We start from the raw sequence: 24,689 nt of genomic DNA, 5'->3' as shown, positions 1-24,689 counted from the left end.
TTCGGTGAGGATGGCGTCTCCCGGGGGGGTGAGGGCCCCGGGCGGGGGAGGTCCCGGGGCGGCGCGGGTGGGAGGTCAGACCCCGGCCCGTTCCCGCCGTACCCGGTCGGCCGCCTGCTCGGCGGCGGCGGGCAGCGACAGGTCGAGCCAGGGTGCCACGGTGGCACGCATGCCGTCGGCGAAGCGCAAGCCGGTCCCGGTCAGGGCTCCGGAGGTCGCCAGCCGCTCCACGGCCTCGGCGGTGTACCGCCGCCAGAGCGCGAACTGCTCCCGCGCCCGGTCGGCGGCCGTGCCCGGCAGTCCGTCGTACGCGAGGGTGCGGGTGCCCCAGTACTCGGTGACGGCCAGGTGGGCGTACGTGCCCTGGAGCAGCCCTTCGAGCGGCCGGGGGTCGGGCCGCCAGGGGGCGAAGTACAGGGTGGGGTCGGCGCGGTCGTACAGGTCGGTCAGGTCCAGCACCGCGCCGAGTTTGACGTGCTGGAACTCGTGCGCGAGCAGCAGGGCGAGGGTCGGCGCGGTGGCGGGCCGGGCGATGCCGACGGCGCCGTACGCCTGCCGGGCCGCCGAGCTGACGTCCCGGCCGGTCGGGCCCGGCCGCAACGGGGTGACCGTCGTCAGGCCGGCCCGGATGCCTTCCGCGTACCCGGGCAGGTCGCGCCCGAGCAGCTCCCAGGCTTCGCGCAACGCGCCCGTCCAGTCGAGCAGTTCGCTCTCGGAGAGGTGGGCCGCGACGGGGTGGTCGTGGCAGTCGCGCAGCGGGTCGGCGTCCTCCAGGGCGACCGTCCAGCCGCCGGCCAGCCGGACCCGCCGCAGCGGTTCGTCCAGTTCGGTGCGCACCGTGCCGTCGGACGCCCGGACCGCGAGGCCGCCCGCCCGCCCGGTGACCACGGCCTCGCCGTCGGGTACGGCGATCCGGCCGAGCGTCGGCAGGTGCAGCCAGCCGCCGCGTACGGGCACGGCCACCGCGTCGCCCCGGCCGGCCCGCACCGCGGCCGCCGCGGCGAGCGCGGCCAGCGGGCCGAGTCCGGCCCGGAGGTCCCCGGCGAGGCGGCGGGCCGCCCAGGCGCGGGCGTACGGGTGGGCGAGGACGGCGTCCACGGCGGCGGGGGCCGCCGTGTCGAGCTCGGCCAGCAGGGTCCACGCTTCGGCCCGCCCCTGTCCGGAGGCGTCCCAGGCGGCGGCCAGCATCGCCCGGGTGAGGGCGAGTTGGGAGCGGCCGAGCGCGGCGACGGTCTCCGCGCTCCCGTATCCGTGCGCGAGTTCGTCGAGTTGCGACGGGGCGAGCGCACCGGGCAGCAGCGGTTCGGCCTCCGGCGACGGCGCACCGGGCGCACCGGGCACCCCGGCCGGCTGCGCGGGCACACCGTCGCCGGAACTCCCGCTCCCCGCAATGCCCTTGATGAACGTCATGAGATCACCGCAGTAGACGGAGGGATGGTCGAAGCTGCCTCCCCCATCGTCGCTCCGATAGCGGTGGGCGTACAGCCCGCCACCGCAGGAGCGGACCACGGAGCAGGCGCGGCAGGCCTCGCTCAGTCCGGCCAGGCCGGACTGCCGGGCGGCGATGCCGGGATGGCGGGCGAGGTCGTCGAGGCTGTGCGCGAAAACGTTCATCCCGGTGGCGGGCGCGCCGTCGTACGCGGTCTTCAGGCTGTCGGCCTGCTCGAAGGTCCCGTCCGTCTCCAGGACGGCCAGGTCGGAGGGCTCCAGTCCGAGCGACTCGGTGAGGCTGGAGAACCCCCGCAGGGTCCGGTGCACGGACTCGAAGGTCCGTACGGCGAACGGCCGCCCGTCCGCGTCCCACAGCCCGTGGACGGTCAGCAGCCAGTCGGCGTACGGCGTGGCGCCCAGCTCGGCGGGGCGCCCGGGCGGCTCGTCCCAGGTGGCGTGCGGGAGCAGGAAGTCCACGGCGGGCGGCCGGAGTTCGGCCAGCGCCCGGTACACGGCCACCGGGTCGTTCCGGACGTCCATCGTGCACAGCAGCCCGGCGAACAGGTGCCGGTATCCGGGTTCGTTCAGCAGCGCGACGGCCCGCAGCACCTGCGGGTGGCTGCTGCGCCCGTCGGCGAACCGCCGGTGGCGGTCGTTGGCGGCCTTGTCGCCGTCCAGCGAGATGCCGACCTTGATCTCCTGCTCCGCGAACAGCGCGCAGAAGTCCCGGTTCAGCAGCACGCCGTTGGTGTGGATGCGCAGGTCGAGGGCGCAGCCGGGCGGGAGTGCCGCCCGGAGCGCCTCGGCAGCGCGGCGCAAGCGGTCCGGGCCGGCGAGCAGGGGTTCTCCCCCGTGCAGGACGACCCGGACGGCGGGCAGCCGGTGGGCGGCCGCGTGCTCGCCGATGCGCTCGGCGGCCTTGGCCAGGATCCCGTCCGCGATGACCTTCGGCCGGGAACGCCAGCTGCTGTCCGCGTGTTCGTAGACGTAGCAGTGGTCGCAGGCCAGATCGCACCTGCTGTGCATCTTGACCACGAACTGTGTCAACGGCAGCGGAATCGACGTCGTCATGGAACTGTCCGGTTCGCTTCGATCGGCTCGGTCTGCTCGGCCTGGGCTCCGCCGGGAGTTCCGGGCCGGGTCAGATCGAGGAGTTGAAGGCTGCGACCGGCACGAGGCCGGAGTCCGCGCCGGGGAGCGCGCGCTGGAGCCGGGAGGCGAGCTCTTCCGCGCCGAGTGCGGCGAGGTCGGCGAGCGAGGGGCGTTCCGGCGTCTCCTGAGGGTCAGTGAGCTTGCCGGCCGGCCTGGTGCTGGTTACCGGAGTCATATTCGTTTCCTTAGGCGCGGTTAGGACCTGCCGAGGGTGGGTAAGCCCACCCGGTTGCGACCAATGTAGTGCCCGCGAAGACTCCGCGCGGCACCTTGCGGACTCACGTTGGGCTCCCCGGGCTGCCGACGTCGTACGACAGCGCTTTGGGCCCCCAGAATTCACCCGTTCAGCGGTCGCGCACTTCGCCGTGGCGCGCGCCGAAGCGCGTCGCCATGGCCCGTGCCCGAACAACCACACGGACCAGCCCCTGGTCACACCCCGGGAGTGCCCCGGGAAGCACCGGAACAATCGCCCCGCCGGACCAAGCATCCGGCAAGCCGGATTCATTCCCCCGGCCCGCCGAGCGCCCGGACGGCCCGCACCAGCTCCCCGGTGAACTCCAGTCCCGCCGCCGTCAGTTCGCCGCAGCTCAGGAGCGTCTCCCCGGCGCTCAGGGTGTGCGTCCGCCAGCGGACGGACTCCCCCCGCGCACGTGCGACGTCGCCCGCCCCCGCAGCCGCCTCCGCCCGCCAGAAGTCCGCCACCCCCAGGTGCGCGTACGCCCCCTGGAGCAGCGCCCCGGCCGGGCGCGGGTCGGGCCGCCAGGGAGCGTGGTAGGCGGCCGGGCCGTTGGGGCGGTGCAGCGGCACCAGGTCCAGCAGGGCGCCGAGTTGGACGTGCAGGAACTCGTGCACCAGGGCCAGCGCCAGCAGCACCGGATCGTCCGGCAGCGAGGCCGCCACCGCGCCGTACGCCCGCCGGGCGGCGGCGCTGACCGCCTCCCCGCCGGGGGCGGGCCGCAGCGGCACGACGGTGGCCACGCAGGCCGCGACGGCCCGTGCGTGGGGGCGGTGGCGGCGCACCAGGATCTCCCAGGCCTCGGCCAACCGCCGCTCCCAGAGGGCGAGTTCCGTACCGTTCAGCGGACCGGCCGGCGGGCGCCCGTAGTCCACCCGGCGCGGACCGGCGTGGTCGAGCGACGGCGCCCAGCGCAGCCCGTCGCACTCCAGCGCGAGGGCCGGGCCCGGGGCCGGGCGGAGGAACTCGCCCAGCCCGCCGAGCGGGACGTCCTCCCCCGCCGCCGCGCCGCGCAGGCAGTCGGCCGCCCAGGCGTCCAACTCGGGCCGCAGCAGCACCTCTTCCCAGCGCGCCCGGTCGCTCCGCTGCAGCGCCCGCACCCGGGCGTACGCCTCCCGGTAGCCGTCGTGCTCCGGCACCGCCCGGCGCAGCGCCAGCAGCAGCAGCGCCCGCTTGCTCAACTGCCCGGCGCGCAGCAGCCGGACGGCCTCCGGCCCGCCGCGCGCGCCCGCGACCGCCCGGAACACCGCCCGGTCCACCCCGTGCCGGGGCAGCCCGTCCGCCCCGCGCGCGACCGGCACCCCGGCCGCCACCACCTCGTCCGTCCCCGCCACCGTTCCTCCTCGTGCGTACGGCCTCCGGCCCGTTCGGCCGGCCCATCGCCCAACCCGCCGCGCCCGCCCGCGGTCTCCCCGCGCCGGGGCGGATCAGCCGGACGGCGGCCGGGCATGACCCGGACGGGTGAGCCGAGGGGCCCCTCGACGCTCCCGACCCACCGACCCGACCTCCGCCGACAGCGCCGATCCCGCCGACTCCGCCGCCTGCCCGGGCGCCCCCGCCAGCTCCGCCACCCCCGCCCGCAGCCGCCCCGCGATGTGCCGGATCAGCCGGTCCAGGTCCGCGCAGTACACCGACGGCTGCCCGAAGCCGCCCTCCGCGTACCGGTGGGCGTACAGCCCCCCGCCGCAGACCCGGGCCAGCGGGCAGCCGGCGCAGACCGGCCCGAGGCCCGCGAGGCCGCGCTGGCGGGCCCGGAAGGCCGGGTGCGCGCCCGCCCGGGCGAAGCCGTGCCGCCACACGTCCAGGCCGGTCCCCGGGGCGCCGTCGTAGGCCACCTTGAGGCTGTCCGCCTGCTCGATCGCCCCGTCCGTCTCGACCACCACCAGGTCGACGGGCGCCAGCCCGACCGCCTCGCTGGCGGCCCGCCCGCCGAGCAGCAGCACCGCCAGCTCCTCGAACAGCCGCACCCCGGTCTCCCGGCGCGGCGCGCCGTACCAGCGGTCGAAGGCGGCGATCAGCCACTCCCCGTACGGCGCGGGCTCCGTGCCCGTCGGCGGCGCGTGCGGCACCGTCCGGGGCGGGGCGCCCGGCGGCGGCTCCCGCCAGGTCGCGTGCGGCAGCAGCAGGTCGAGCCGGGGCGGCGCGAACTCCAGCAGCGCCTCGTAGGTGGCGACCGGGTCGGAGGCCAGGTCGACGACGCACAGCAGGCCGGCGAACAGCTCCCGGTGCCGGTCGGAGCCGAGCAGCCGCACCGCCTCGGCGGTGCGCGCCCAGCTGCCCGCGCCGGAGGGCAGCCGGCGGTGCCGGTCGTGGCCGGCCGGGGTGCCGTCCAGCGAGACCCCGACGGCGACCCGGTGGCGGTGCAGCACGTCGAGCAGTGCCGGTTCGTCCAGCAGCCGCAGCCCGTTGGTCTGGACGGTGAACCGCACCCGGGGCCGGACGGCCGCCAACTCGCCGAGCAGCGCGTCCAGATGGGCCGCGCCGACGAGCAGCGGCTCGCCGCCGTGCAGCACCACGGACACCTCGTCCAGCCCGTGCTCGGCCGCGTGCTCGTCGATCCGCCGGGCGGTGCGGCGGACGGTCGCGAGCTCCATCCGCCGCGGCCGCCCGCGCCAGCTCTGGTCCGCGCCCTCGTACACGTAGCAGTAGTCGCAGGCCAGGTTGCACCGACTGTGGATCTTCAGCAGGAACTGCCGGAACGGCACCATGCCCGTGAGCCTAGGCCACCGGCCCCGGAGCGCGGACCACCACATCTGACGATCCGTCACACGTGCGGCGGCTCCACGTCGGAGTCCAGCCGCGTGCCGGCCCGCACCGCGATCGTCGTCGGGTGCTCCTCCCCCAGGGTGACCCGGGCCCGCCGGATGCAGTCCGACCGCAGCTCCGCGGCCCGCTCGGCGTACCCGAGGGCGGCCAGCGACAGCGCGAGGTTGGAGTTGATGCCGATGGCGTCGTAGTGGTCCTGGCCGAGGGCGGCGGTCATCAACGGCTCGGCCTCCAGCTCCAGTTCGAGCGCGGCCTGGAGCTCCCCGGCCAGCGACAGGTCGTTGGCGTGGTTCATCATCGCGATCGGGATGTAGAGGTGGTGGGCGCCGAGGACGCGGCGGAACTGCGCCAGCGTACGGCCGGAGAGCTCGCGCGCCTCCGCCGCGCGCCCCGCCAGCCGCAGGTACACCGAGAGGTTGTTGGCGCCGGCCAGCGTCACCGGGTGGTCCTCGCCCAGGTAGTCGCGGTACCGCAGCAGCGCCCGCTCGGCCAGCGGGATCGCCCGCCCGGTGTCGCCGAGCGCGTTGAGGTCGCTGGCCAGGTTGGTGGCGGCGGCCAGGGTGTCGGGGTGCTCGGCGCCGTTGATGTCCAGGTAGCGCTGGTAGATGTCCTCGTCGATCTCCAGGGCCTCGTGGTACCGGCCGGCCCGGCGCAGCGCCACGGCGAGGTTCTTGCGGGCGCGCAGGGTGTCGGTGTGGCCGTCGCCGATGGTCTGCTGGTAGATCCGGACGGTCTCCTCCAGCAGGTCCAGGGCCTCCCGCAGCCGCCCGGTCTCGCGCAGGTCGCGGGCGTAGTTGGAGGCGGAGGAGAGCGCGTAGAGGCTGTGCGCGCCGAGCGCGTCGCGCTGCTGGAGGTAGTTGCTGCGGTGCCGTTCCAGGGCGGCCCGGCGGTCTCCGGCCAGGTAGTCGGAGACGGCGAGGTTGTTGGTGATCATCAGGGTGCGCGGGTGGTCCGGGCCGAGGGTGCGCCGGGCGGCGTCCAGGGTGCGGCGGTCGAGCGCCCGGGCCTCGTCGTAGCGGCCGAGGAAGCGCAGGTCGGCGCCGAGGCTGTTGGCGACGGCGAGGGTGTGGGAGTGCTCCGGGCCCAGGGTCGCGGTGAAGCGGTCCAGGATGTCCCGGTCCATCTCGTACGCCTCCTGGAGGGCGCCCTGGGAGCGGCGGATGTTGCTCAGCTGGGTGCGCAGCATGAGCGTCTGGGCGTCGTTGTCGACGTCGAAGTCGGGCCCGCCGTAGCCGTCCTGGCGCCAGTGCTCCAGGGTGCGCTCGGCCAGTTCCCGGCCGGACTCGTGCAGGCTGCGCTTCCACTGGTAGCGGACCGAGTCGATGATCCACTGCCGGACGTCCTCGTCGGCGCTGTCGAGCGCCCCGGACGGCCAGAGGTGGGGCAGCAGTTCGGCGTACTCGGCCCAGTTCGCGGGCACGTCCGGGTCGCCGGGGTTGGCGGTGGCGAGCGCGGCGTGGACGACGCCGCGCAGTTCGGCCCGCCGGTCCTCCTCGACCTGGTCCCGCAGCACGGCCTGGACGAGCCGGTGCACGGTGATGGTCTCGCTGCCCTGGTCGGTGCGGGCGAGCCCGAACCGGTTGATGGCGCGCAGGAACTCGCCGATCGCGAGCTTGTCCCGGGGCGCGCGCGGGGGCAGCCGCAGGGCGCGGGTGACGGCCCGGCTGTAGAGCAGCCGCATCGGGATGGCGTCCGGGCCGAAGAAGGCGCAGATCTCCAGGATCTGGGCGGCCGGGGCGTTCATCCGGCGCAGTTCCTCGACCGAGATGCGCCAGGTCGCCGCGGCCGAGTGCGGGTAGTCGGCGGCGCGCAGCCGGGTGCGTTCCAGCATCTCGGTGAGCTCTTCGTCGAGCAGTTCGAGGTAGGTGGCGATCGGCATCGACGTCTCCTGGAGCCAGACGGCGGCCTGGCCGACGGCGAGCGGGAGGTCGCCGAGGCGGTGCGCGACCTGGTCGGCGTCCTCCGAGGAGAGGCCGCCGTTGAAGCGGCGCAGCAGCCGGACGCTCTCCTCGCGGAGGAAGACGTCGACCTCCACCAGGCCGGCGTGCCGGGCCCAGCCCTGGTTGCGGGAGGTGATCAGCACGTGCCCGCCGGAGGAGCCGGCCGGCTGCCAGGGGGCGAGCTCCTCGGGGGTGCCGGCGTTGTCGAAGACGAGCAGCCAGCGGCGGTACGGCTGGCCGCGGCGCAGCGCGTCGAGCACGGTGGCGGCGGTGTGGGCGACGTCGTCGCTGGTGGGCACGCCGAGCCGGGGCGCGAGTTCGGCGAGCTTCTGCGGGATGTTGGCGGGCTCCTCGGCGGGCACCCACCAGACCACGTCGTAGGCGGCCTTGAAGCGGTGCGCGTACTCGGCGGCGATCTGGGACTTGCCGGCGCCGCCGAAGCCGTAGAGCACCTGGCTGAGCACGGCGGCGGGCCCGCCGGTGAAGCGGTTGCGGAGCAGTTCCAGGAGCTTGCCGCGGCCGATGAAGGCGGCGTTGCGCGAGGGCGCGTCCTGGACCTGCGGGGCGGTGCCGGGGAACCGCGCCGGGGCGGCGAACTCCCCGCTGTCGGTGTCGGACTGGCGGCTGCTGCCGGGCGGCGGGCCGAGTTCGGCGTAGAGCTGGGACTCGGCGCCGACCGCGGAGGAGCGGACCAGGTCGGGCGCGGGCTGCCCGGCGAACGGGCGGGGCACCGGCTCGTCCGAGTCCTGGAGCCGGAAGGCGACCAACGCCGGTGAGCCGGAGGCCAGTTCGCGCCCCTGGAGGAGCTGCCAGACCTCGGCGGCCCGGGGCAGCGCGGTGTACTCGGGCGAGAGCAGCGCGAGCAGCCGGCCCTGGCCGTCGACCGGCCCGGCGACCTCGGGCGGCCGGGAGCCGGAGTACGGTTCGGCGGCGCTGTGCAGGGAGGTCTGGTAGCCGAAGCGGGTGAGCGTCCCGGCGGCCCACTCGGCCCACATCCGGTCCTCGGGCGCGTAGCTGACGAACACCTGGCGCGGCACCGCGCGGGCGGAGCGCAGGTAGGCGCCGTACAGCCGGCGGCGGGCCTCGGCGGTGAGCGGGCGCAGGGTGCGGACCCGGCCGTCGGTGATCCAACCCGCCAGCCGTTCGAAGGCGTTGAGCAGGCTGCGGGCCTCCTGCGGCCGGTCGGCGACGGTGGCGGGCACCTCCTCGTAGGCGTAGAAGGGCTTGTACGGCACCTCGACGTCGGCCCAGTAGGCGGCCCGGCGGTCGCCGGCCAGCCAGCGGCCGAGGTAGGGGGCGAAGGCCTCGCGGGCGTAGTCGCGGCCGGCCTCCAGGCGCTCCTGCTCGGCGTCCTCGACCCGCATCGGCACCGGCAGGACCCGGATCGCCCGCTCCTCGGCCTCGGCGATGGCGCGGGCGGCGTCGACGCCGCCGCGGATGTTCTGGACGCTGAAGGTGAAGCAGTCCACCACGGTGTCGGGCATCAGGACCGTGCAGATGCCGGAGGTGTCGCTGACGCCGGTGCGGCTGTCGATGAGCACGTAGTCGTAGCCGCGGGCCCAGCGTTCGCGCAGCTCGCGCAGGAACTCGCCGCCGCGGATGTCCCGGCCGTAGTAGAAGCTGCGCCAGTTGAAGCTGGTGACGGCCGCGCCGTAGGCGGCGTTCTGCCGGCCGGCGGGAAGGAAGTCGAGCCGGCCGCCGGGCGGCAGGTCGAGGGCGAGGCCGCAGACGTAGCCGTCCAGGCGCCCAGGCTCGTCCAGCCAGTCGGCCGGGGACTGCCCGACCGGCCCGGTGGCGGAGGGCAGCGCCTGCTTGACGTAGGAGCGCAGCAGGTCGATCAGGCCGTCGGTGGAGTGCAGTTCCGGGTCGACCAGCAGCGGGTGGTAGTACCGGTGGAGGCCGGGCGCCTCCAGGTCCCAGTCGACGACCAGGACGCGCAGGCCGCGGCTGGCGAGGATCCAGCCGACGTTGGCGAGCGCCATGGTGCGGCCGGTGCCGCCCTTGAAGGAGTAGAACGTGACGACCGATCCCGGTCCGCCGCGCTCCGGCTCCGCGCCGGGCTCAGTGGTCATCGTGCTTCTCCCCCCTCAGCGGGGCGGCGGTGTCCTTGCCCCGGCTCTGGTGCGGCAGGTCCGTGGAACCCGGGAGGCCCCGGTCGGTGCGTGCGGGCCCCTGGCGGGGCCCCGGCGGTCCGGCCGGGATGGCCAGTCCGGGCATCGCCGGGCCGGTGTCCGGGCCGCCGCCCGGACCGAAGCCGAAGGCGCCGCCGCCATCGTCCCCCCAATCCAGGTTGTCGTCCATGAGCTTGTTCTGGGCGACCGTCACCATGATGGTGAGGTCGCTGTCGAAGCTCTCCCGGCTCACTTTGACCCGGAACAAGTGCTCCAGGTCGCTCCGGCGCAGCCAGTTGCGCCGGAAGACGTCGCGCACGCCCGCCCAGAGCGCGTCGCGCTCCGGCCCGTCGGCCGGGTCGTCGCTGCCGGCGGGCACCATCACGCCGGTGACCGGGTGGTTCTGCTCGTCGTACGCGCGCAGCGCGGAGCGGTACCGCTCACCGCCGGCCACCCACGGGTCCACCAGCAGGATGCTCACCTGGCTGTCCTCGCGGGCCTGGTCGAGCTTCTCGGCGAGGGCGGTGTCGACCTCCTCCAGCGTGGTGGTGTGCCCGGCGCCGGTGATCACCTGCTGGGCGCGGGCCGCCAGGGACGGCTGGACGGGCGGGTGGTACGGCGCCCAGTGCCACGGCTTGGCGCCGTACCAGCCGCCCGCGCGGGAGTCGCCCGCGGCCGCCTCCGGGGCCCGGCCGGCCGCGATGAACAGCCGCACCATCCCGGGGCTGGAGGCCACCGGCGGCGCCGCCGGGGGCGGGAAGTAGCCGCGTACGGCGCCGAGGTCGAACTCGGGCAGCACGCCGAGCCGGCGCGCGGCCGCGTCCCGGACCCGCTCCGCGACCACCCGGACGACCTGCTCGTACGCCCCGCCCTGCGCGGTGCGCAGCAGGGCCCGCAGGCCGTACCGGGCGTAGGCCTCGCCCATGTCCGGCTGGGCCCACTGGATCTTGTTCACCTCGTCGGCCAGGCCGCCCGGCTCGACGGGCTCCCAGAGCACCGGGACGAGCGCCGGGATGAGCTCCCCGGTGTCCTCGTGGTGGCGCCGGACCCGGCCGCGGAAGGCGGTCCACTCCTTGCCGCAGTAGAGGCTGGCGAAGTAGGCCGGGGAGTAGAGCGCGACCATGGTCCGGCTGCGGCCGAGCATCGTCGCCAGCTTCTCCGCCCAGTCGTCGCCCAGCCGCAGCCGCTCGGTGTCCCGGTAGGCCAGCTCCTCGATGCGCACGCCCGTACCGACCAGCCGGCCGAGCTCGTCCCGCAGGTCGTTGAAGAACTGGTTGACGAAGGCGTCCTCGGCCTCGTAGTCCCGACGCGCGTAGCTGAAGAAGAAGTACGGCCGGTGCTGTTCGTGCTCCATCACCTGTTCCCCCCGTGCCCGACGGTCCGCGACGGCGCTGGTTTCATACCCCAGCATGTCGCGAACTCCACCGCCAGTGCAGGGGAGTTGGGGGATTCGGCGGCCGCGTGGGGTTTAGCCGGTGGCCAGGCGCACTCCCCTGACCGGGGGCGCTCCGGCGCTCGGGGGCGCGCCGGCGGGGGCGCGGGCGCCCGTCGGGCCCGACACGCCGGAGGAGGGGCGCGGAGGGCGAACGGAGGGCGCGGACGCCGGGCGGGCGCGCCGGGCGGCGCGCGGCGCGCTACCGGTCGAGCGCCGACTGGAAGGCGGCGAGCGGCTCCGCGCCGGGGGTCAGGGCGTCCGCGACCACCCGGCGCAGCAGGTCGCCGAGGACGGTGTCGGGCAGGGCGTCGAGTTCGTCGAGCGGCAGGGCGGCGACGTCGACCAGGTCAGAGCCGAGTCCAGCGGCGGTTTCCGCACCGGTGACGCCCATCAGTCCCTCACTCGATCGTGTCGGCACAGCGGGCTGCCGGCCGCAAGTGCATCGACCCAGGTCCGCGACGGGCATCCTACACCCGGGGGATGACGGTCCATCAGCTCCGCGCGGGCGCCGCGCGGAGCCTGTGGGCCGAACGGATCACGGGCAGAGCCGCTCCACCCGCCACCCCGTCGGGCTGGACGGGTCGGCGACGTAGCGGAGCCGGTCGTGCAGCCGGTTCTCCCGGCCCTGCCAGAACTCGACGCTCCGCGGGACCACCCGGTACCCGCCCCAGAACGGCGGGACGGGCACGCCCTCGCCCTCCGGGTAGCGGCGCTCCAGCTCGGCGTACCGCTGTTCGAGGACCTCCCGGCCGCCGACCGGGCTGGACTGCTCGCTGGCCCAGGCGCCCAGCTGGGAGCCGTGCGGGCGGGTGCGGAAGTAGGCGGCGGTCTCGTCCCGGCCGACCTTCTCCACCCGGCCCTGGACGATCACCTGGCGGGCCAGCGCGATCCACGGGAACAGCAGCCCGGCATGCGGGTTGGCGGCCAGCTCGGAGCCCTTGCGGGAGCCGTAGTTGGTGAAGAACACGAAGCCGCGCAGGTCGTAGCCCTTGAGTAGGACGGTGCGCGAGCTGGGCCGCCCCTCGGCGTCGGCGGTGGAGAGCACCATCGCGTTGGGCTCCACCACCCCGGCGTCGTCGGCGTCGTGGAACCAGCGGGTGAACTGGCCGATCGGCTCGGGCGCGAGCTGCTCCTCGACCAGGCCCTCGTGGCTGTAGTGCTTGCGCATCACGGTGAGGTCCGGGCCGGGGCGGGCCTCGTCGGCCAGGGTCCGGTTGGCGGGGCTCGGGGGCGTCGACTGGGCGCGATCCGGGGTCTGCACGCCAACATCATCCCGTACGACAAGCAGCGGGCACCGCTACCTCCGGACAAACCCCGGTGGGAGATCAGGTGACCCTCCATCGCTTGGCCGCCCGCCCTGCGGGGAATTGTCCGGAACCGGACGTTTGGTTCCGGCGATTCCAGGGGTTCCGGGAGCGCCACGGGCCCGGCCGACCCCTCCGACGGGGAAAGTCAAACGGGTCGACGGGAAACATCACCATGGTGGTGTATGGCGCAATGCACCCCGTGCCTGTCACCCTGGCACCGAGTGCCAAACACCATTCGGTCACTGGCGCGCCGCCCCACCACGGCGGAGCGCCGATCACAGAACTGAGGGAGCCGTCGCATGTCCGATTTCGTACCCGGGCTTGAGGGAGTCGTCGCGTTCGAGAGCGAGATCGCCGAACCCGACCGTGAGGGCGGCGCCCTGCGGTACCGCGGTGTCGACATCGACGACCTGGTGGGCAGCGTCTCCTTCGGCCACGTCTGGGGCCTGCTGGTGGACGGCAAGTTCAACCCCGGCCTGCCGGCCGCGGAGCCGTTCCCGATCCCGGTGCACTCCGGCGACATCCGGGTCGACGTGCAGTCGGCGCTCGCCATGCTCGCCCCGGTCTGGGGCCTCAAGCCGCTGCTGGACATCGACGCCGAGCAGGCCCGCGACGACCTCGCCCGGGCCGCCGTGATGGCACTCTCCTACGTCGCCCAGTCGGCCCGCGGCCAGGGCCTGCCGATGGTCCCGCAGAGCGAGATCGACAAGGCCGAGACGGTCGTCGAGCGGTTCATGATCCGCTGGCGCGGCGAGCCGGACCCGAAGCACGTCAAGGCCGTCGACGCCTACTGGACCTCCGCCGCCGAGCACGGCATGAACGCCTCCACCTTCACCGCCCGGGTCATCGCCTCCACCGGCGCCGACGTCGCGGCCGCGCTCTCCGGCGCGGTCGGCGCGATGTCCGGCCCGCTGCACGGCGGCGCGCCGTCCCGCGTGCTCGGCATGATCGAGGAGATCGAGCGCACCGGCGACGCCACCGCCTGGGTCAAGAACGCCCTGGACAAGGGCGAGCGCCTGATGGGCTTCGGCCACCGCGTCTACCGCGCCGAGGACCCGCGCGCCCGGGTGCTGCGCCGCACCGCCAAGGAGCTCGGCGCGCCGCGCTTCGAGGTCGCCGAGGCGCTGGAGAAGGCCGCGCTGGAGGAGCTGCACAACCGCCGCCCCGACCGCGTGCTGGCCACCAACGTCGAGTTCTGGGCCGCCATCATGCTGGACTTCGCCGAGGTCCCGGCGCACATGTTCACCTCGATGTTCACCTGCGCCCGGACGGCCGGCTGGTCGGCGCACATCCTGGAGCAGAAGCGCACGGGCCGGCTCGTGCGCCCCTCCGCGCGCTACATCGGCCCCGGCCCGCGCCGCCCCGAGGAGATCGAGGGCTGGGACGCCATCGCCCGCTGACCCCCCGGTCGGCGAATACCGGACGAGCGTCCGGTCAGTGCCCCTGAGCAGCGGGTCCGGCTCCGGCCGGGCCCGCTGCCGCACGTTTCCGGGCGGCTCCCCGAGCAGCCGTGACCGCGGTCTCAGCGGGCGGACGGCCGTACCCCGCCGGGCCCCCGGCCGGTAGGCTGCGCGCGTGGCTCAGATCCAGATCCCCGCTGACATCAAGCCCGCAGACGGCCGTTTCGGCTGCGGACCGTCCAAGGTGCGCCCCGAGGCCCTGAGTGCCCTCGCCGCCACCCAGACCTCCCTGCTCGGCACCTCGCACCGCCAGGCCCCGGTCAAGAACGTGGTCAAGCGCGTGCGCGAGGGCGTGAGCAGCCTGTTCTCGCTGCCGGACGGCTACCAGGTCGTCCTCGGCAACGGCGGCTCCACCGCCTTCTGGGACATCGCCGCCTTCGGCCTGGTGCGGGAGAAGTCCCAGCACCTGGACTTCGGCGAGTTCTCCTCGAAGTTCGCCTCCTCGGTCAAGGCCGCGCCGTGGCTCGGCGAGCCGACCGTGATCAAGACCGCCCCGGGCACCCACCCGCTGCCGGTCGCCGAGGCCGGCGTGGACGTCTACGGGCTCACCCACAACGAGACCTCGACCGGCGTCGCGATGCCGATCGCGCGCCCGGCCGGCGCCGACGAGGGCTCGCTGGTCCTGGTGGACGCCACCTCGGGCGCCGGCGGCCTGCCGGTGGACATCACCGAGACGGACGTCTACTACTTCGCCCCGCAGAAGTCCTTCGCCTCCGAGGGCGGCCTGTGGCTGGCCACCTTCTCCCCGGCCGCCCTGGAGCGCGCCGCCGAGATCGCCGCCTCCGGCCGCTACATCCCGCCGTTCTTCTCGCTGCCGACGGCCATCGACAACTCGTCGAAGGACCAGACGTACAACACCCCGTCGCTCTCCACCCTCTTCCTGCTGGCCGACCAGCTGGAGTGGCTGAACGGCAACGGCGGGCTGGACTGGGCGGTCGCCCGCACCGCCGACTCCTCGTCCCGGCTGTACTCCTGGGCCGAGAAGTCCCCCTTCGCGACCCCCTTCGTGGCGAACCCGGCCGAGCGCTCCCAGGTGGTCGGCACCATCGACTTCGACGAGTCGGTGGACGCCGCCGCGGTCGCCAAGGCACTGCGTGCCAACGGCATCGTGGACACCGAGCCGTACCGCAAGCTGGGCCGCAACCAGCTGCGCATCGCGATGTTCCCGGCGATCGACCCGGCGGACGTCGAGGCGCTCACCCACTGCGTCGACTACGTGGTCGAGCAGCTCGCGCAGGTCTGACCCGGTCCCCCGAGGACACGGCCGAGGGCCACCGCCGACGGGCGGTGGCCCTCTCGCCGTTCCCGGGGTGCTGGGGCGTGTCTGTGCCCGGACGGGCCTCTGGCAGGCTCAGGCAGCCCTCGGACAGGCCTCAGGCAGGCCTCAGCGGCCGACCAGTGAGCTGATCAGCACGACGACCAGCATCAGCACCAGGGTGCCGGAGACGATGCGCATACGAGTCTTGGGATCCACGGTCAACGAGCGTACCTCCGGCTCACCCCGGACTCCGCCGGGCCCCTGCCCCACCGCCCCCACGGCCCGCCCCGCGGCGCTCAGCCCTCAGCCCTCAGCCCTCAGCCCTCAGCCCCAGTCGGCCAGCGCCCAGGTGCGCAGCGTCACGTAGCGCGCGGAGCCGCCGCCCGGGTCGCTGCGCACCAGGTGCAGCTCGGCGGCCTCCCACTCCGGCCCCCGGTAGTCGGCCAGCGCCGCCACCAGGCCGTCCAGCTCGGCCGCCGCGACCCGCTGCACGGCCCGCCGGTGCCCGCGCGAGGAGCCCGCCCGGGCGAGGGTGAGGTGCGGGTGGAAGGCGAAGTCGTCGGTCGCCCCGGTGACCTCGGCGGTGGCCTCCGTGACGGCCTCGGCCAGCCTGCGCAGCGCCCAGGCCTGGCCCTTGACCCCGGCCCAGAGCACCCGGTCGCCGAACCGCCCCGCGCCCGCGATCCGCAGCCGGTGCACCGGGTTGACCTCGGCGACGGCGGCCAGGCCCGCCTCCAGCTCGGGCAGCCGCTCGGCGGCCACCTCGCCCAGGAAGGCCAGGGTCAGGTGCCGGCTCTCGGCGCCGGTCCAGCGCAGCCGCTCCGCCCCCGGCAGCTCCCGCAGCGGCGCGACCGCGTCCGCGAGCCCCTGCAGCGCCTCGGTCGTCGGCAGCACCGCCACGAACAACCTCATGGATCAATCTTCCCGCGACCGGCCGTCTGGGGTAGAACGGTCTTCCATGAAGATCCGCAACGGGGGGTCCGCGGACGTCCCCGACATCCTGTCCCTGCTCGACGGCGCCGTCTCCTGGCTGACCGCCCAGGGCCGTACCGGCCAGTGGGGCGACCAGCCGTTCAGCACCAACCAGGCCCGGATCGACCAGGTCTCCTCGTACGCCGAGGAGCCGTTCCTGATCCGCCTCGCCGTGGACGAGGACGGCCGTACGGTCGGCTGCTGCGTGGTCTCCGAGGACCGCGGCCGGTGGATCCCCGCCGTGGACGAGCGCGAGCTGTACGTCCGCAACCTGGTCACCGACCGCACCCGCAAGGGCTCCGGCATCGGCGCCGCGCTGATCGCCGACGCGATCGAGGAGGCCCGCCGGCGCGGCATCGGCCTGCTCCGGGTGGACTGCTACGGCGGCGCCGACCGCAAGCTGGTCGGGCTCTACCGGGCGCTCGGCTTCACCGAGACCGTGACGTTCGAGGTCGAGCAGCCGCACGGCCTCTGGCCCGGCCAGGTGCTGGAGATCCGGCTCTGACCCGTCCTGCCCTGAACCGTCCGGGCTCCTGAACCATCCGGGCCCCCGGGGCACTCCCGGGGGCCTGACACGGCATCAGCAGGCCGCCGCCAGCTCCGACTTGCTCGCCGCACCGGTCCGCGGCACGAAGGCCACCACCCGGCCGCCGCGGCCCGGGTGCAGGTCGAACCGCACCCGCAGGTCCGCGCTGCGGGCCAGCACCAGGCCGACCGTGCCGGCCGCCGCCGCGGACACCAGTCCGCAGGCCAGCAGGCCGAGCCGGGGCCCGTACGAGGCGGTCACCCAGCCGACGACCGGGGCGCCGATTGGCGTGCCGCCGGTGAAGACCAGCACCAGCAGGCCCATCACCCGGCCGCGCATCTCGGGGTCGGTGGACAACTGCAGCATGGAGTTGACGGAGGTGTTGAAGCTCAGCCCGAACACCCCGATGAGCATCAGCAGCAGCGCGAAGGTCCAGTAGTCGGGCGCGAACGCGGCGACCACCTCCAGCGCTCCGAAGGCCAGCGCCGCGCCGACCAGCCGGCGCAGCCGCGGCACGCCCCGGCGGGCGGCGAGCAGCGCACCCGCCAGCGAGCCGATCGCCATCGCGGTGTTCAGCAGGCCGTACTGGCCGGCGCCCACCTTGAAGGTGTCGTACGCGAAACCGGAGAGCAGCGTCGGGAAGTTGAAGCCGAAGGTGCCGATGAACCCGGCCAGCACCATCGGCCAGAGCAGCTCGGGCCGCTCCTTGACGTACCGCAGGCCCTCGCGCAACTGCCCCTTCTCGCGGGCGATCGGCGCGGTCGGGCGCAGTTCGGACTCCCGCATCGCGAGCAGCCCGCCGATCACGGCGGCGAAGGACAGCGCGTTGACGGCGAACGCCCAGCCGCTGCCGACCGCGGCGATCAGCAGGCCCGCGACGGCGGGGCCGACCAGCCGGGCCGTCTGGAAGTTGGCGGCGTTCAGGCTGACGGCGTTGGCCAGGTCCTTCGGTCCGACCATCTCGGAGACGAAGGCCTGCCGGGTCGGGTTGTCCACCACGGTGACCAGGCCGAGCAGCAGCGCGAAGGCGTACACGTAGTACGGCGTCACCACGCCGCCGACGGTCAGCACCGCGAGGCCGGCGGCCAGCAGGCCCATCGCGCCCTGGGTGTAGATCAGCAGCCGGCGCTTGGGCATCCGGTCGGCGAGCACGCCGCCGAACAGTCCGAGCAGCAGCATCGGCAGGAACTGCATGGCGGTGGTGATGCCGACCGCGAGCGGGCTGCCGGTGAGGCTCAGCACCAGCCAGTCCTGGGCGATGCGCTGCATCCAGGTGCCGGTGTTGGACACCACCTGGCCGGCGAAGTAGTAGCGGTAGTTGCGAACGCGAAGGGAGGAGAACATCCCCCCGGGCCTCGTGAAGCGGGCGCCTGTGGGAGATGTGGCCGATCGGGATCGGCCGGGAGCGGCGGGGTCCGCCGCGGTGCGTTCGTCGGGGTCGTCGTCGCCGTTGCCGGGCAGTCCCGTGGGGGCGGGTGCCTGGGCTTCGGCGGCCGCGGCACTGGCCGCGGCGGGGTCGGTGGTGGGCTCGTCGGTGCGGATGGCGGCGCTGGCTGCGGCCGTCGGTGTCACGTTGGTCTCCCCTCGCGGCGCGACGGCCATGGCGGTGGCCGTCGCGCTCCTGGTGTCGGTGGTCGGTCCTGCGGTGATGCGGGCTCCTTGTTCTCCCGGCGGCCGGCCGGGGTCGGTGTGCCTCAGAGGTGTACGAGCTGCGGCCGTACGGACCGCGGGTGTACGGCTACAGGTGTGCGAGCTTGTAGAGCACGGGCGCGGCCTCCCTGAGGACGGCCCACTCCTCCTCGTCGAGCCCCTGGGCGAGCTCGGCGAGCCAGACGTTCCGGCGCCGACGACTCTCCGCGAGGATCGTCTCGGCCTGCTCGGTGCTGCTGACGACCACCTGTCGGCGGTCCTCGGGGTGCGGTTCGCGCCGCACCAGCCCCTTCTCCTCCAGCATCGCGACGATCCTGGTCATCGAAGGAGGCTGCACGTGCTCCTTCCGGGCGAGCTCACCCGGCGTCGCCTTCCCGCACCGGGCGAGGGTGCCCAGCACTCCCATCTCGGTGGGACTCAGCGACTCCTCCACCCTCTGGTGTTTGAGTCGTCGGGAGAGGCGCATCGTGGACGATCGCAGCTGACTGATCGCTGCGAGGTCCTGCTCGGACATCTCGGGCATCTCTTTAGCTTACGTCATTACTCTCGCTAAGGAAAATGAGATCCGCCGCCGTGCCGGAGGGTCACCCCGGTGCCATATTGGTGATGGGCCCCAGCTCTCGACTCCCAGAAGGGCCGACCTGCCATGTCCGACCTCGCCACCGAGCGGTCCGAGCGGTCCGAGCCGTCCGGACGGCCGCAGTCGTCCGAACGGTCCGACCGGCCCCGGTCGTCCGAGCAGCCCCAGCCGACCGGGCCGACCGGGCCCGCCGACACCGGCTTCGGCCGGCTCGCCATGGTCACCATCGACTGCGCCGACCCGGTCGCGCTGGCCTCGTTCTACGGCGAACTGCTGGGGTGGGAGACCAGGCACGCGGACGACCACTTCGCCATCCTGGACAATCCCGAGGGCGGCAGCCCGCTGGGCTTCGGACGGGTGACCGGCTACCGGCCGGAGCCGTGGACGGAGCCGGACGGCAGCAAGCACTTCCACCTCGACTTCTACGTCGACGACCTGGACGAGGCCACCGCCAAGGCCCTCGCGCTCGGCGCCACCGAGCCCGCCTACCAGCACGGCCGCACGCTGCGGGTGCTGATCGACCCGGCCGGCCACCCGTTCGGGCTAGCCCCCTTGGAGTAAGCACCAAAGGCGGCCGGGGACGGTGCGCAGGCGGTGTCAGGGGTTGGTGCCGGGATCATGCAGGCCGCGTAAAGGCCCATCCTGACCTGGGACTTCACGAAAAACGCGAACATTGTGCGACTGCCGGTCGATGGCTAATCTCCCCCTTGTCAGGGGCACCACACGCCAGGCTCCTCCCCGCGGGACGGCGTTCCCGCTCCGGTGCCCGTTCGCCGCGCGCCTTCCCCGACCAGCCGCGCCCTCCCGCGCCCCGGTGCCCTCAACCCTCGTCCAGGGAGCTCTCTTGGGTGCGATCCACCATGCCGACCACGGCTGGGTGACCCCGGCGGTCTCGTACTTCGTCGCCTGCCTCGGCGCCTTCGTCGCGCTGCGCAGCGCCCGCTGGGCGCTAGTCTCCCAGGGCCGCACCCGGGTCGTCTGGCTGCTGTTCGCCTCCACCTCGCTCGGCGCCGGGATCTGGTCGATGCACTTCATCGCGATGCTCGGCTTCTCCGTGACCGGCGCCGAGATCAGCTACCGGCCCCTGCTCACCGTGCTCAGCCTGCTGGTCGCCGTCGCCGTGGTCGGCATCGGACTCTTCACCGTCGGGTACTGGCGCCGCCGCGCCCCGGCCCTGCTGGTCGGCGGGCTGACCACCGGCCTCGGGGTCGCCGCGATGCACTACCTGGGCATGGCCGCGATGGTCCTGCCCGGCCGGCTCGGCTACGACCGGACCGTCGTGGCGGCCTCGGTGGCCATCGCCGTGGTCGCCGCCACCGCCGCGCTCTGGGCCGCGCTGAACATCCGGGGCACGCTCGCCGTCCTGGCGGCGGCGCCGGTGATGGGCGTGGCCGTCTGCGCGATGCACTACACCGGCATGGCGGCGCTCTCCGTCCAGCTGGACTTCTCGCGCTCCACCGAAGGCGGCGTGATGGCGCTCCAGTTCATCTTCCCGCTCGGGGTCGGGCTCGGCTGCTACGTCTTCTTCGGCTCGCTGGCCTTCGCCGTCTCCCCGAGCCGACCCGACTCCCAACCCCTGCTGGCCGGTCCGGCCGCCCCGCTGCCCCCGCGGGCCGCGCGCACCCCGGGCGACCCGGACGGCCAGTTCGTCCCGCAGCGGCGACAGCCGCTGGGCGGGGCGGCCCGGCACTGACGCCGGGTACGGGAGCGGGGCCCGAGCGGGCGTCCGGCCGGGCCCCCCACCCCGGCCGGGCGCCGCCCGTCCCGCTCCTGCCCTCCCCGTACGACGCGCGACCCGCCACAGCTCGGCCAGCCCGCGCGAACCCCTGTGCCCGCGTGGGCCGTTACGACCGCGCGGGCCGCGTACCGCTACGCGGTCCGCCTACGACTGAGCCGGCCGCCCGAGCAGCCCCGCCACGTGCTCCGGCGTGGCCACCGGGCAGACCTTGTGCACGAAGTCCCGCCGCAGCGCGTGGTACGGCTCGCCCGCCCGGTAGAAGTCGGCGTGCATCCGGCGCAGTTCCTCCGCCCGGTACTCGGCCAGCGGCTTGGCCTCCTCGTCGGCCGCGCGGCGGCGCTTCTTATCCACCAGCCGCCCGGTGAGCTCCGGCGAGGCGGCGATCCGGGCCGCCTCCCGGGCCACCCAGCGGCGGAACCCGGCCGCGTCCCCGCCGACCGTACGGTCCACCAGGCCGATCCGGCGGGCGTGGTCCGCGCCGACCGGCAGCGCCTCGGCGGTGAGCCGCCCGGCCTGCTCGGCGCCGACCCGGCGGGGCAGGGTGTACGTCCAGTACTCGGAGCCGTACAGGCCCATCAGCCGGTAGTGCGGGTTGAGCACCGCCGAGTCCCGGCACCACACCTCGTCGGCGGCGAGCGCCGCCATCAGCCCGCCGGCCGCCGCGTTCCCGGCCAGGGCCGCCACCGTCACCTTGTCCGTCGTGGTCAGCACCGCCTCGACGACGTCGTCCATCGCGTTGATGTTCTCCCAGGACTCCAGCGCCGGGAAGGCCGCGCCCTGGATGACGTTGAGGTGGATGCCGTTGGAGAAGAAGTCCCGGGGCGCGCCGAGCACCAGCACCGAGGTCGGCCGCTCGGCCGCCTCCCGGTAGGCGGCGAGCAGCCGGCGGCACTGGTCGGTGCTCATCGCCCCGCCCGCGTAGGCGAATTCGAGGAACCCGACCTCGCCCTCCTCGTGGTAGCGCAGCTCCGACCAGGTGTCCCGGCCGCTCGCCCGCTCCGGGCTCACCGGCACCTCGCGGACCCGGTACAGCTCGTCGGCGAGCACCGTGGCGGCCGGCAGCTTGAAGGTGGCCGGCCCGCCGGGGGTGCGGCGCGGGCGCAGCTGCGGTATCCACACCGCGCCGTCCACGGTGGCCCGGCAGATGGCGCCGTCCCGGGTGGCCAGCACGGCGCCGGGCACCGGGCCGCGCAGCTCGTCCTCGGGGTGGCCGCCGTGCAGGAAGAACTCCCGTCCGTACAGCTCGTCCAGCACGCCGGGCTGGGAGTCGGCGGCGCGCAGCCTGCGCAGCACGGTGGCGGTGTCGTCCCGCTCCCAGTCGATCCGGCGGGCCTCCTGGCGCAGCGGGGGCCGCGGTTCGCCGTGCACGTCCGGCCGGGCGTAGTCCAGCGGTTCGGGGGTGAACAGCCCGCCCTCGTACCGCTGGACGGCCAGCAGGACGGCCTCGACGGCGGCGTCGGCGAGCTCGCCCCGGTACAACTCGCTCTTGCCGCAGGCCGGGACGGGGAACTCGACGGACGCCCAGATGTCGCCGGCGTCCATCTCCTCGACGGCCTGCAGCACGGTGACGCCCCAGCGCTCGGCCCCCTCGGTGATCGCCCAGTCGAGCGAGGAGGGGCCGCGGTCGCCCTTGGGCCCCGGGTGGACGATCAGGACGGTCCGGGTCGACCAGATGTCCTGCGGGACGGCCTTGGTGAGCATCGGACAGATAATCAGCTCGGGGTCGGTGCGGACCACCGCCGCCCTCATCTGCTCGTCACCGAGGGCGAGTTGGACGGCGACCTGGTGGCCGCGCTCGCGCAGCCCGGTGTGGACGCGCTGGGTCAGGCTGTTGAACGCGCTGGCGATCAGGAGAATGCGCAAGGAGGGCCTCCGGCGGGAACTGGGGTCGCGCGCAGGCGATGAAACCAGGGCATGGACACGTAACGATTACGGTCCGCACCTGGGCGCCCTACTCTCACGCACCCCGCACACCCGCACCCCGCGTTTCGCCGGATCTCCCCAAGTCCCCGCTCCGGTCGAGTACTCTGCGCCGCTCCCGCCCCCGCCCGTCCCGCGGCCCCGGCTCAGCGCGGGAACGCCCGGCGGGCCCGCCAGGTGGTGTGCTCCCGGGAGACCGCGTCCTCCGCCTCGGCGGCCAGCCGGGCCCAACGGGCCTCGGCGTCCGGCGCCTTGAGGTCGAGGTCGGACAGCTGGTTGCCGACGTTCTCCAGCTCCCGCGCGGCCAGTTGGTAGGCGGCGGCCAGCGGGCCGAGCTGCTTGAGCTGCGTCCAGGCGATGATCGCCGCCGCCGCGGCCGAGGTGGCGCCGAAGACGTGCACCGGCAGCGCACCGGTGGCCTGGGCGATGGCCGCCGCCGCACCGACGATGATCAGCACCGCGACGCCGAGCCCCCAGGAGACCGCCTGCGAGTCGCAGGCCTCGGCCCGGGAGCGGTACCAGGTGCGCTGGCCCTCGACCCGGGTGCGCAGGTAGAGCGTGCGCCGGGCGGTCAGGCTCTCGGCGCGCTGCCGGCGCATCTCCGGGGTGATCTCGGCGACGCTGCCGGGCGGCACGATCTCCGGGTCCTCGAAGGCCCGCAGCACGTCCTCGACCTGGAGCAGGTAGCCGCGGTCGGTGTCCTCGGACTCGGCCGCACCGTCGAACGGCCGGGCCCGGACGGTGTACTTCCAAGCCAGCGTCTTGACCGACTCGGCCGCCGCCCGGGCCTGGTACCAGCGGCCCTGCGGGTTGCCGCGGCGCAGCCGGGACCAGAAGTAGCCGGCCACCAGGAAGGCGGCGACCGAGAACAGCGGCCAGATGTCGAGGGCGTTCTTGTCGTCCGGGTCGGGGAACGACCCGATCACGGCGGCGACCACCAGCATCGCGATCAGGCCGCGGTACCAGCGCAGCGTCTCCCGCTGGCCGTCCAGCGAGGCCTTGTCCGTCGTCCAGAACAGCTCCGGCAGCAGCTGCGCCTCGACGCCCCCCGGCGGATCCTGTTGCACCATCGGTCGAGTCCCCTCCCCCTTCTCCGTCCAGCCAGTATTCCCACCGCCAACTGGCCTACACGGGCGCCTTTTTGACAACTTCCGACGGCCGGCCATTGCCCGACCCCCGGGTAACCGGTAGAAACGGTTACATGCCGCTGCACTGGAAGCTCGTCATCGACTGCGCCGACCCGCACCGCCAGGCCGCCTTCTGGGCCGCCGCCCTGGAGTACACGCCGGAGGACCACGGCGCGCTGATCACCCGGCTGCTCGCCGCCGGCGCGGTCGGCCCGGAGGCCCTCACCGAGGTGGACGGCCACCCGGCCTGGCGCTCCCTGGCCGCCGTCCGCCACCCCGAGGACCCGTTCGACCCGGCCTCGGACACCGGCCTCGGCCGCCGCGTCCTGTTCCAGGCCGTCCCCGAGCCCCGGCAGGGCAAGAACCGCCTGCACCTCGACGTCCACCCCGGCCCGGGCGAGCGCGAGGCCACCGTCGCCCGCCTCACCGCCCTCGGCGCCACCACCCTCCGCCACGTCGACGAGCCCGGCGGCGCCTGGACGGTCATGCAGGACCCTGAGGGCAACGAGTTCTGCGTCCACTGACCCGCCCCCGGCGCGCGAAGGGGCCGGCGGCGGTCGACTGCCCGACCACCGCCGGCCCCACGGGCACGGCCCGGCGCCGTCCGTCAGAGGACGGCCCACTCCGGGTGGGACCCGGTCCGACTGCCGACGTAGACGCCCTCGGAGTCGTTGGCCTTCAGGTACCGGCCGGTGAGGACGTTCTTGATGAACGGACCGTCGTAGTCGAAGGTCTCCCACACCTGGCGCAGGTCGCCGGTGCACGGGAGGAGTACGGCGTGGCCCCACGGGTTGCTGGTGTCCACGTCCGTCAGGCACGCGTTCGCAGCGAGGCTGCGGACCTGCCCCGTCCCTTCGCTCGGGACGTCCCAGAGGAACGGCGGCACGGGGATGCACGGGCCCAGCCCGACGGTCTGGTCCGGGTTCACCGCGAGACACCGCCCGAAGTGGAGGTTCTGGATCTGCCCGACCCGGCCCTCGGGCTGCGCCGAGGCGGCCGGGGCCGTCGTCATGGTCAGAGCGAGGACTGCGCCGCCGATCATCGCGGCAGCCGTTGTACGGCTCACGACTGGTTCCTTTCA

Annotated in this window: 20 protein-coding genes; 6 read left to right on the top strand and 14 right to left on the bottom strand. The window is 74.4% G+C overall.

Annotation, left to right across the window (positions count from 1 at the left end):
* Window positions 1-75: 75 nt before the first annotated feature.
* From ACWDD9_RS26045 to pdxH, 8 genes are all read right to left on the bottom strand, one after another.
* Window positions 76-2,502, bottom strand: a complete 2,427-nt coding sequence (locus ACWDD9_RS26045; protein WP_449812800.1) for an FxsB family cyclophane-forming radical SAM/SPASM peptide maturase — start codon at window positions 2,500-2,502, stop codon at window positions 76-78.
* Between the two features lie 70 nt (window positions 2,503-2,572).
* On the bottom strand, window positions 2,573-2,758 hold the full coding sequence (locus ACWDD9_RS26040; RefSeq protein WP_049660424.1) for a hypothetical protein: 186 nt from the start codon (window positions 2,756-2,758) through the stop codon (window positions 2,573-2,575).
* A 326-nt stretch (window positions 2,759-3,084) separates the two neighbouring features.
* Window positions 3,085-4,152, bottom strand: a complete 1,068-nt coding sequence (locus tag ACWDD9_RS26035; RefSeq protein ID WP_449812799.1) for an aKG-HExxH-type peptide beta-hydroxylase — start codon at window positions 4,150-4,152, stop codon at window positions 3,085-3,087.
* Window positions 4,153-4,245: 93 nt separating this feature from the next.
* The gene (locus ACWDD9_RS26030; protein WP_449812798.1) at window positions 4,246-5,526 is read right to left on the bottom strand and encodes an FxsB family cyclophane-forming radical SAM/SPASM peptide maturase; all 1,281 of its coding nucleotides are present in this window, start codon (window positions 5,524-5,526) and stop codon (window positions 4,246-4,248) included.
* Window positions 5,527-5,582: 56 nt separating this feature from the next.
* Window positions 5,583-9,596 carry an FxSxx-COOH system tetratricopeptide repeat protein gene (fxsT, locus tag ACWDD9_RS26025; protein WP_049657466.1) on the bottom strand — a complete coding sequence of 1,338 codons (4,014 nt, stop codon included), beginning with the start codon at window positions 9,594-9,596 and terminating at the stop codon, window positions 5,583-5,585.
* Complete coding sequence (locus ACWDD9_RS26020; RefSeq protein ID WP_375876454.1) at window positions 9,586-10,989, bottom strand: TIR-like protein FxsC; 1,404 nt, start codon at window positions 10,987-10,989, stop codon at window positions 9,586-9,588. Before ACWDD9_RS26020 ends, fxsT begins: the two co-directional genes overlap by 11 nt.
* 280 nt (window positions 10,990-11,269) lie before the next feature.
* A complete protein-coding gene (gene fxsA, locus ACWDD9_RS26015; protein ID WP_049656076.1) occupies window positions 11,270-11,461 on the bottom strand; it encodes an FxSxx-COOH cyclophane-containing RiPP peptide in 192 nt (63 codons plus the stop codon).
* 144 nt (window positions 11,462-11,605) lie between these two features.
* Window positions 11,606-12,238 (bottom strand): pyridoxamine 5'-phosphate oxidase, encoded by a 633-nt coding sequence (gene pdxH, locus ACWDD9_RS26010; RefSeq protein WP_049656088.1) that lies wholly within the window; start codon window positions 12,236-12,238, stop codon window positions 11,606-11,608.
* Between the two features lie 438 nt (window positions 12,239-12,676).
* On the opposite strand from pdxH, the gene ACWDD9_RS26005 reads away from it, so the two are divergent.
* On the top strand, window positions 12,677-13,777 hold the full coding sequence (locus tag ACWDD9_RS26005) for a citrate synthase 2 (protein WP_049656080.1): 1,101 nt from the start codon (window positions 12,677-12,679) through the stop codon (window positions 13,775-13,777).
* Window positions 13,778-13,952: 175 nt separating this feature from the next.
* Entirely contained in the window at window positions 13,953-15,080 is a 1,128-nt protein-coding gene (serC, locus tag ACWDD9_RS26000; protein ID WP_049656082.1) for a phosphoserine transaminase, read from the top strand.
* 339 nt (window positions 15,081-15,419) lie between these two features.
* Here serC and thpR read toward each other — a convergent pair whose 3' ends face one another.
* Complete coding sequence (gene thpR / locus ACWDD9_RS25995; protein ID WP_449812797.1) at window positions 15,420-16,007, bottom strand: RNA 2',3'-cyclic phosphodiesterase; 588 nt, start codon at window positions 16,005-16,007, stop codon at window positions 15,420-15,422.
* A gap of 46 nt (window positions 16,008-16,053) precedes the next feature.
* On the opposite strand from thpR, the gene ACWDD9_RS25990 reads away from it, so the two are divergent.
* Window positions 16,054-16,572 carry a GNAT family N-acetyltransferase gene (locus tag ACWDD9_RS25990; RefSeq protein ID WP_082345996.1) on the top strand — a complete coding sequence of 173 codons (519 nt, stop codon included), beginning with the start codon at window positions 16,054-16,056 and terminating at the stop codon, window positions 16,570-16,572.
* A gap of 75 nt (window positions 16,573-16,647) precedes the next feature.
* Here ACWDD9_RS25990 and ACWDD9_RS25985 read toward each other — a convergent pair whose 3' ends face one another.
* Together ACWDD9_RS25985 and ACWDD9_RS25980 are read right to left on the bottom strand one after the other, a co-directional pair.
* Window positions 16,648-18,165: an MFS transporter gene (locus ACWDD9_RS25985; RefSeq protein ID WP_449812796.1), complete on the bottom strand. Its 1,518-nt coding sequence runs from the start codon at window positions 18,163-18,165 to the stop codon at window positions 16,648-16,650.
* 166 nt (window positions 18,166-18,331) lie between these two features.
* Window positions 18,332-18,766 (bottom strand): MarR family winged helix-turn-helix transcriptional regulator, encoded by a 435-nt coding sequence (locus tag ACWDD9_RS25980; RefSeq protein ID WP_030235202.1) that lies wholly within the window; start codon window positions 18,764-18,766, stop codon window positions 18,332-18,334.
* A gap of 123 nt (window positions 18,767-18,889) precedes the next feature.
* On the opposite strand from ACWDD9_RS25980, the gene ACWDD9_RS25975 reads away from it, so the two are divergent.
* The gene (locus ACWDD9_RS25975; protein WP_234348557.1) at window positions 18,890-19,384 is read left to right on the top strand and encodes a VOC family protein; all 495 of its coding nucleotides are present in this window, start codon (window positions 18,890-18,892) and stop codon (window positions 19,382-19,384) included.
* Between the two features lie 283 nt (window positions 19,385-19,667).
* Complete coding sequence (locus ACWDD9_RS25970; RefSeq protein WP_375876453.1) at window positions 19,668-20,516, top strand: MHYT domain-containing protein; 849 nt, start codon at window positions 19,668-19,670, stop codon at window positions 20,514-20,516.
* A 189-nt stretch (window positions 20,517-20,705) separates the two neighbouring features.
* On the opposite strand, the gene ACWDD9_RS25965 is transcribed toward ACWDD9_RS25970, so the two are convergent.
* Together ACWDD9_RS25965 and ACWDD9_RS25960 are read right to left on the bottom strand one after the other, a co-directional pair.
* Window positions 20,706-22,424 carry a hydrogenase maturation protein gene (locus ACWDD9_RS25965; RefSeq protein ID WP_074005468.1) on the bottom strand — a complete coding sequence of 573 codons (1,719 nt, stop codon included), beginning with the start codon at window positions 22,422-22,424 and terminating at the stop codon, window positions 20,706-20,708.
* A gap of 203 nt (window positions 22,425-22,627) precedes the next feature.
* Window positions 22,628-23,551, bottom strand: coding sequence for a DUF4231 domain-containing protein (locus ACWDD9_RS25960; RefSeq protein ID WP_049655027.1), 924 nt, complete (start codon window positions 23,549-23,551; stop codon window positions 22,628-22,630).
* Between the two features lie 131 nt (window positions 23,552-23,682).
* Between ACWDD9_RS25960 and ACWDD9_RS25955 the strand changes: the two genes are divergently transcribed.
* Window positions 23,683-24,132, top strand: coding sequence for a VOC family protein (locus ACWDD9_RS25955; protein WP_117489107.1), 450 nt, complete (start codon window positions 23,683-23,685; stop codon window positions 24,130-24,132).
* An 83-nt stretch (window positions 24,133-24,215) separates the two neighbouring features.
* On the opposite strand, the gene ACWDD9_RS25950 is transcribed toward ACWDD9_RS25955, so the two are convergent.
* On the bottom strand, window positions 24,216-24,674 hold the full coding sequence (locus ACWDD9_RS25950) for an RICIN domain-containing protein (protein ID WP_449812795.1): 459 nt from the start codon (window positions 24,672-24,674) through the stop codon (window positions 24,216-24,218).
* Between the last annotated feature and the right edge of the window lie 15 nt (window positions 24,675-24,689).

The sequence above is a fragment of the Kitasatospora sp. NPDC001119 genome (assembly GCF_053598475.1).
The sequence above is the reverse complement of the archived record's forward strand: the minus strand, read 5'-3'. Positions and strand labels throughout refer to the sequence as shown.

What these genes read in the sequence shown, in the direction of transcription:
- ACWDD9_RS25990 (WP_082345996.1), top strand. Translation starts at nt 16,054, where the DNA reads ATGAAGATCCGCAACGGGGGGTCCGCGGACGTCCCCGACATCCTGTCC.
- ACWDD9_RS26030 (WP_449812798.1), bottom strand. Translation starts at nt 5,526, where the DNA reads ATGGTGCCGTTCCGGCAGTTCCTGCTGAAGATCCACAGTCGGTGCAAC.
- thpR (WP_449812797.1), bottom strand. Translation starts at nt 16,007, where the DNA reads ATGAGGTTGTTCGTGGCGGTGCTGCCGACGACCGAGGCGCTGCAGGGG.
- fxsA (WP_049656076.1), bottom strand. Translation starts at nt 11,461, where the DNA reads ATGGGCGTCACCGGTGCGGAAACCGCCGCTGGACTCGGCTCTGACCTG.
- pdxH (WP_049656088.1), bottom strand. Translation starts at nt 12,238, where the DNA reads ATGCGCAAGCACTACAGCCACGAGGGCCTGGTCGAGGAGCAGCTCGCG.
- ACWDD9_RS25955 (WP_117489107.1), top strand. Translation starts at nt 23,683, where the DNA reads ATGCCGCTGCACTGGAAGCTCGTCATCGACTGCGCCGACCCGCACCGC.
- ACWDD9_RS26045 (WP_449812800.1), bottom strand. Translation starts at nt 2,502, where the DNA reads ATGACGACGTCGATTCCGCTGCCGTTGACACAGTTCGTGGTCAAGATG.
- ACWDD9_RS25980 (WP_030235202.1), bottom strand. Translation starts at nt 18,766, where the DNA reads ATGCCCGAGATGTCCGAGCAGGACCTCGCAGCGATCAGTCAGCTGCGA.
- ACWDD9_RS25975 (WP_234348557.1), top strand. Translation starts at nt 18,890, where the DNA reads ATGTCCGACCTCGCCACCGAGCGGTCCGAGCGGTCCGAGCCGTCCGGA.
- fxsT (WP_049657466.1), bottom strand. Translation starts at nt 9,596, where the DNA reads ATGACCACTGAGCCCGGCGCGGAGCCGGAGCGCGGCGGACCGGGATCG.
- ACWDD9_RS26020 (WP_375876454.1), bottom strand. Translation starts at nt 10,989, where the DNA reads ATGGAGCACGAACAGCACCGGCCGTACTTCTTCTTCAGCTACGCGCGT.
- ACWDD9_RS26040 (WP_049660424.1), bottom strand. Translation starts at nt 2,758, where the DNA reads ATGACTCCGGTAACCAGCACCAGGCCGGCCGGCAAGCTCACTGACCCT.
- ACWDD9_RS25960 (WP_049655027.1), bottom strand. Translation starts at nt 23,551, where the DNA reads ATGGTGCAACAGGATCCGCCGGGGGGCGTCGAGGCGCAGCTGCTGCCG.
- ACWDD9_RS26005 (WP_049656080.1), top strand. Translation starts at nt 12,677, where the DNA reads ATGTCCGATTTCGTACCCGGGCTTGAGGGAGTCGTCGCGTTCGAGAGC.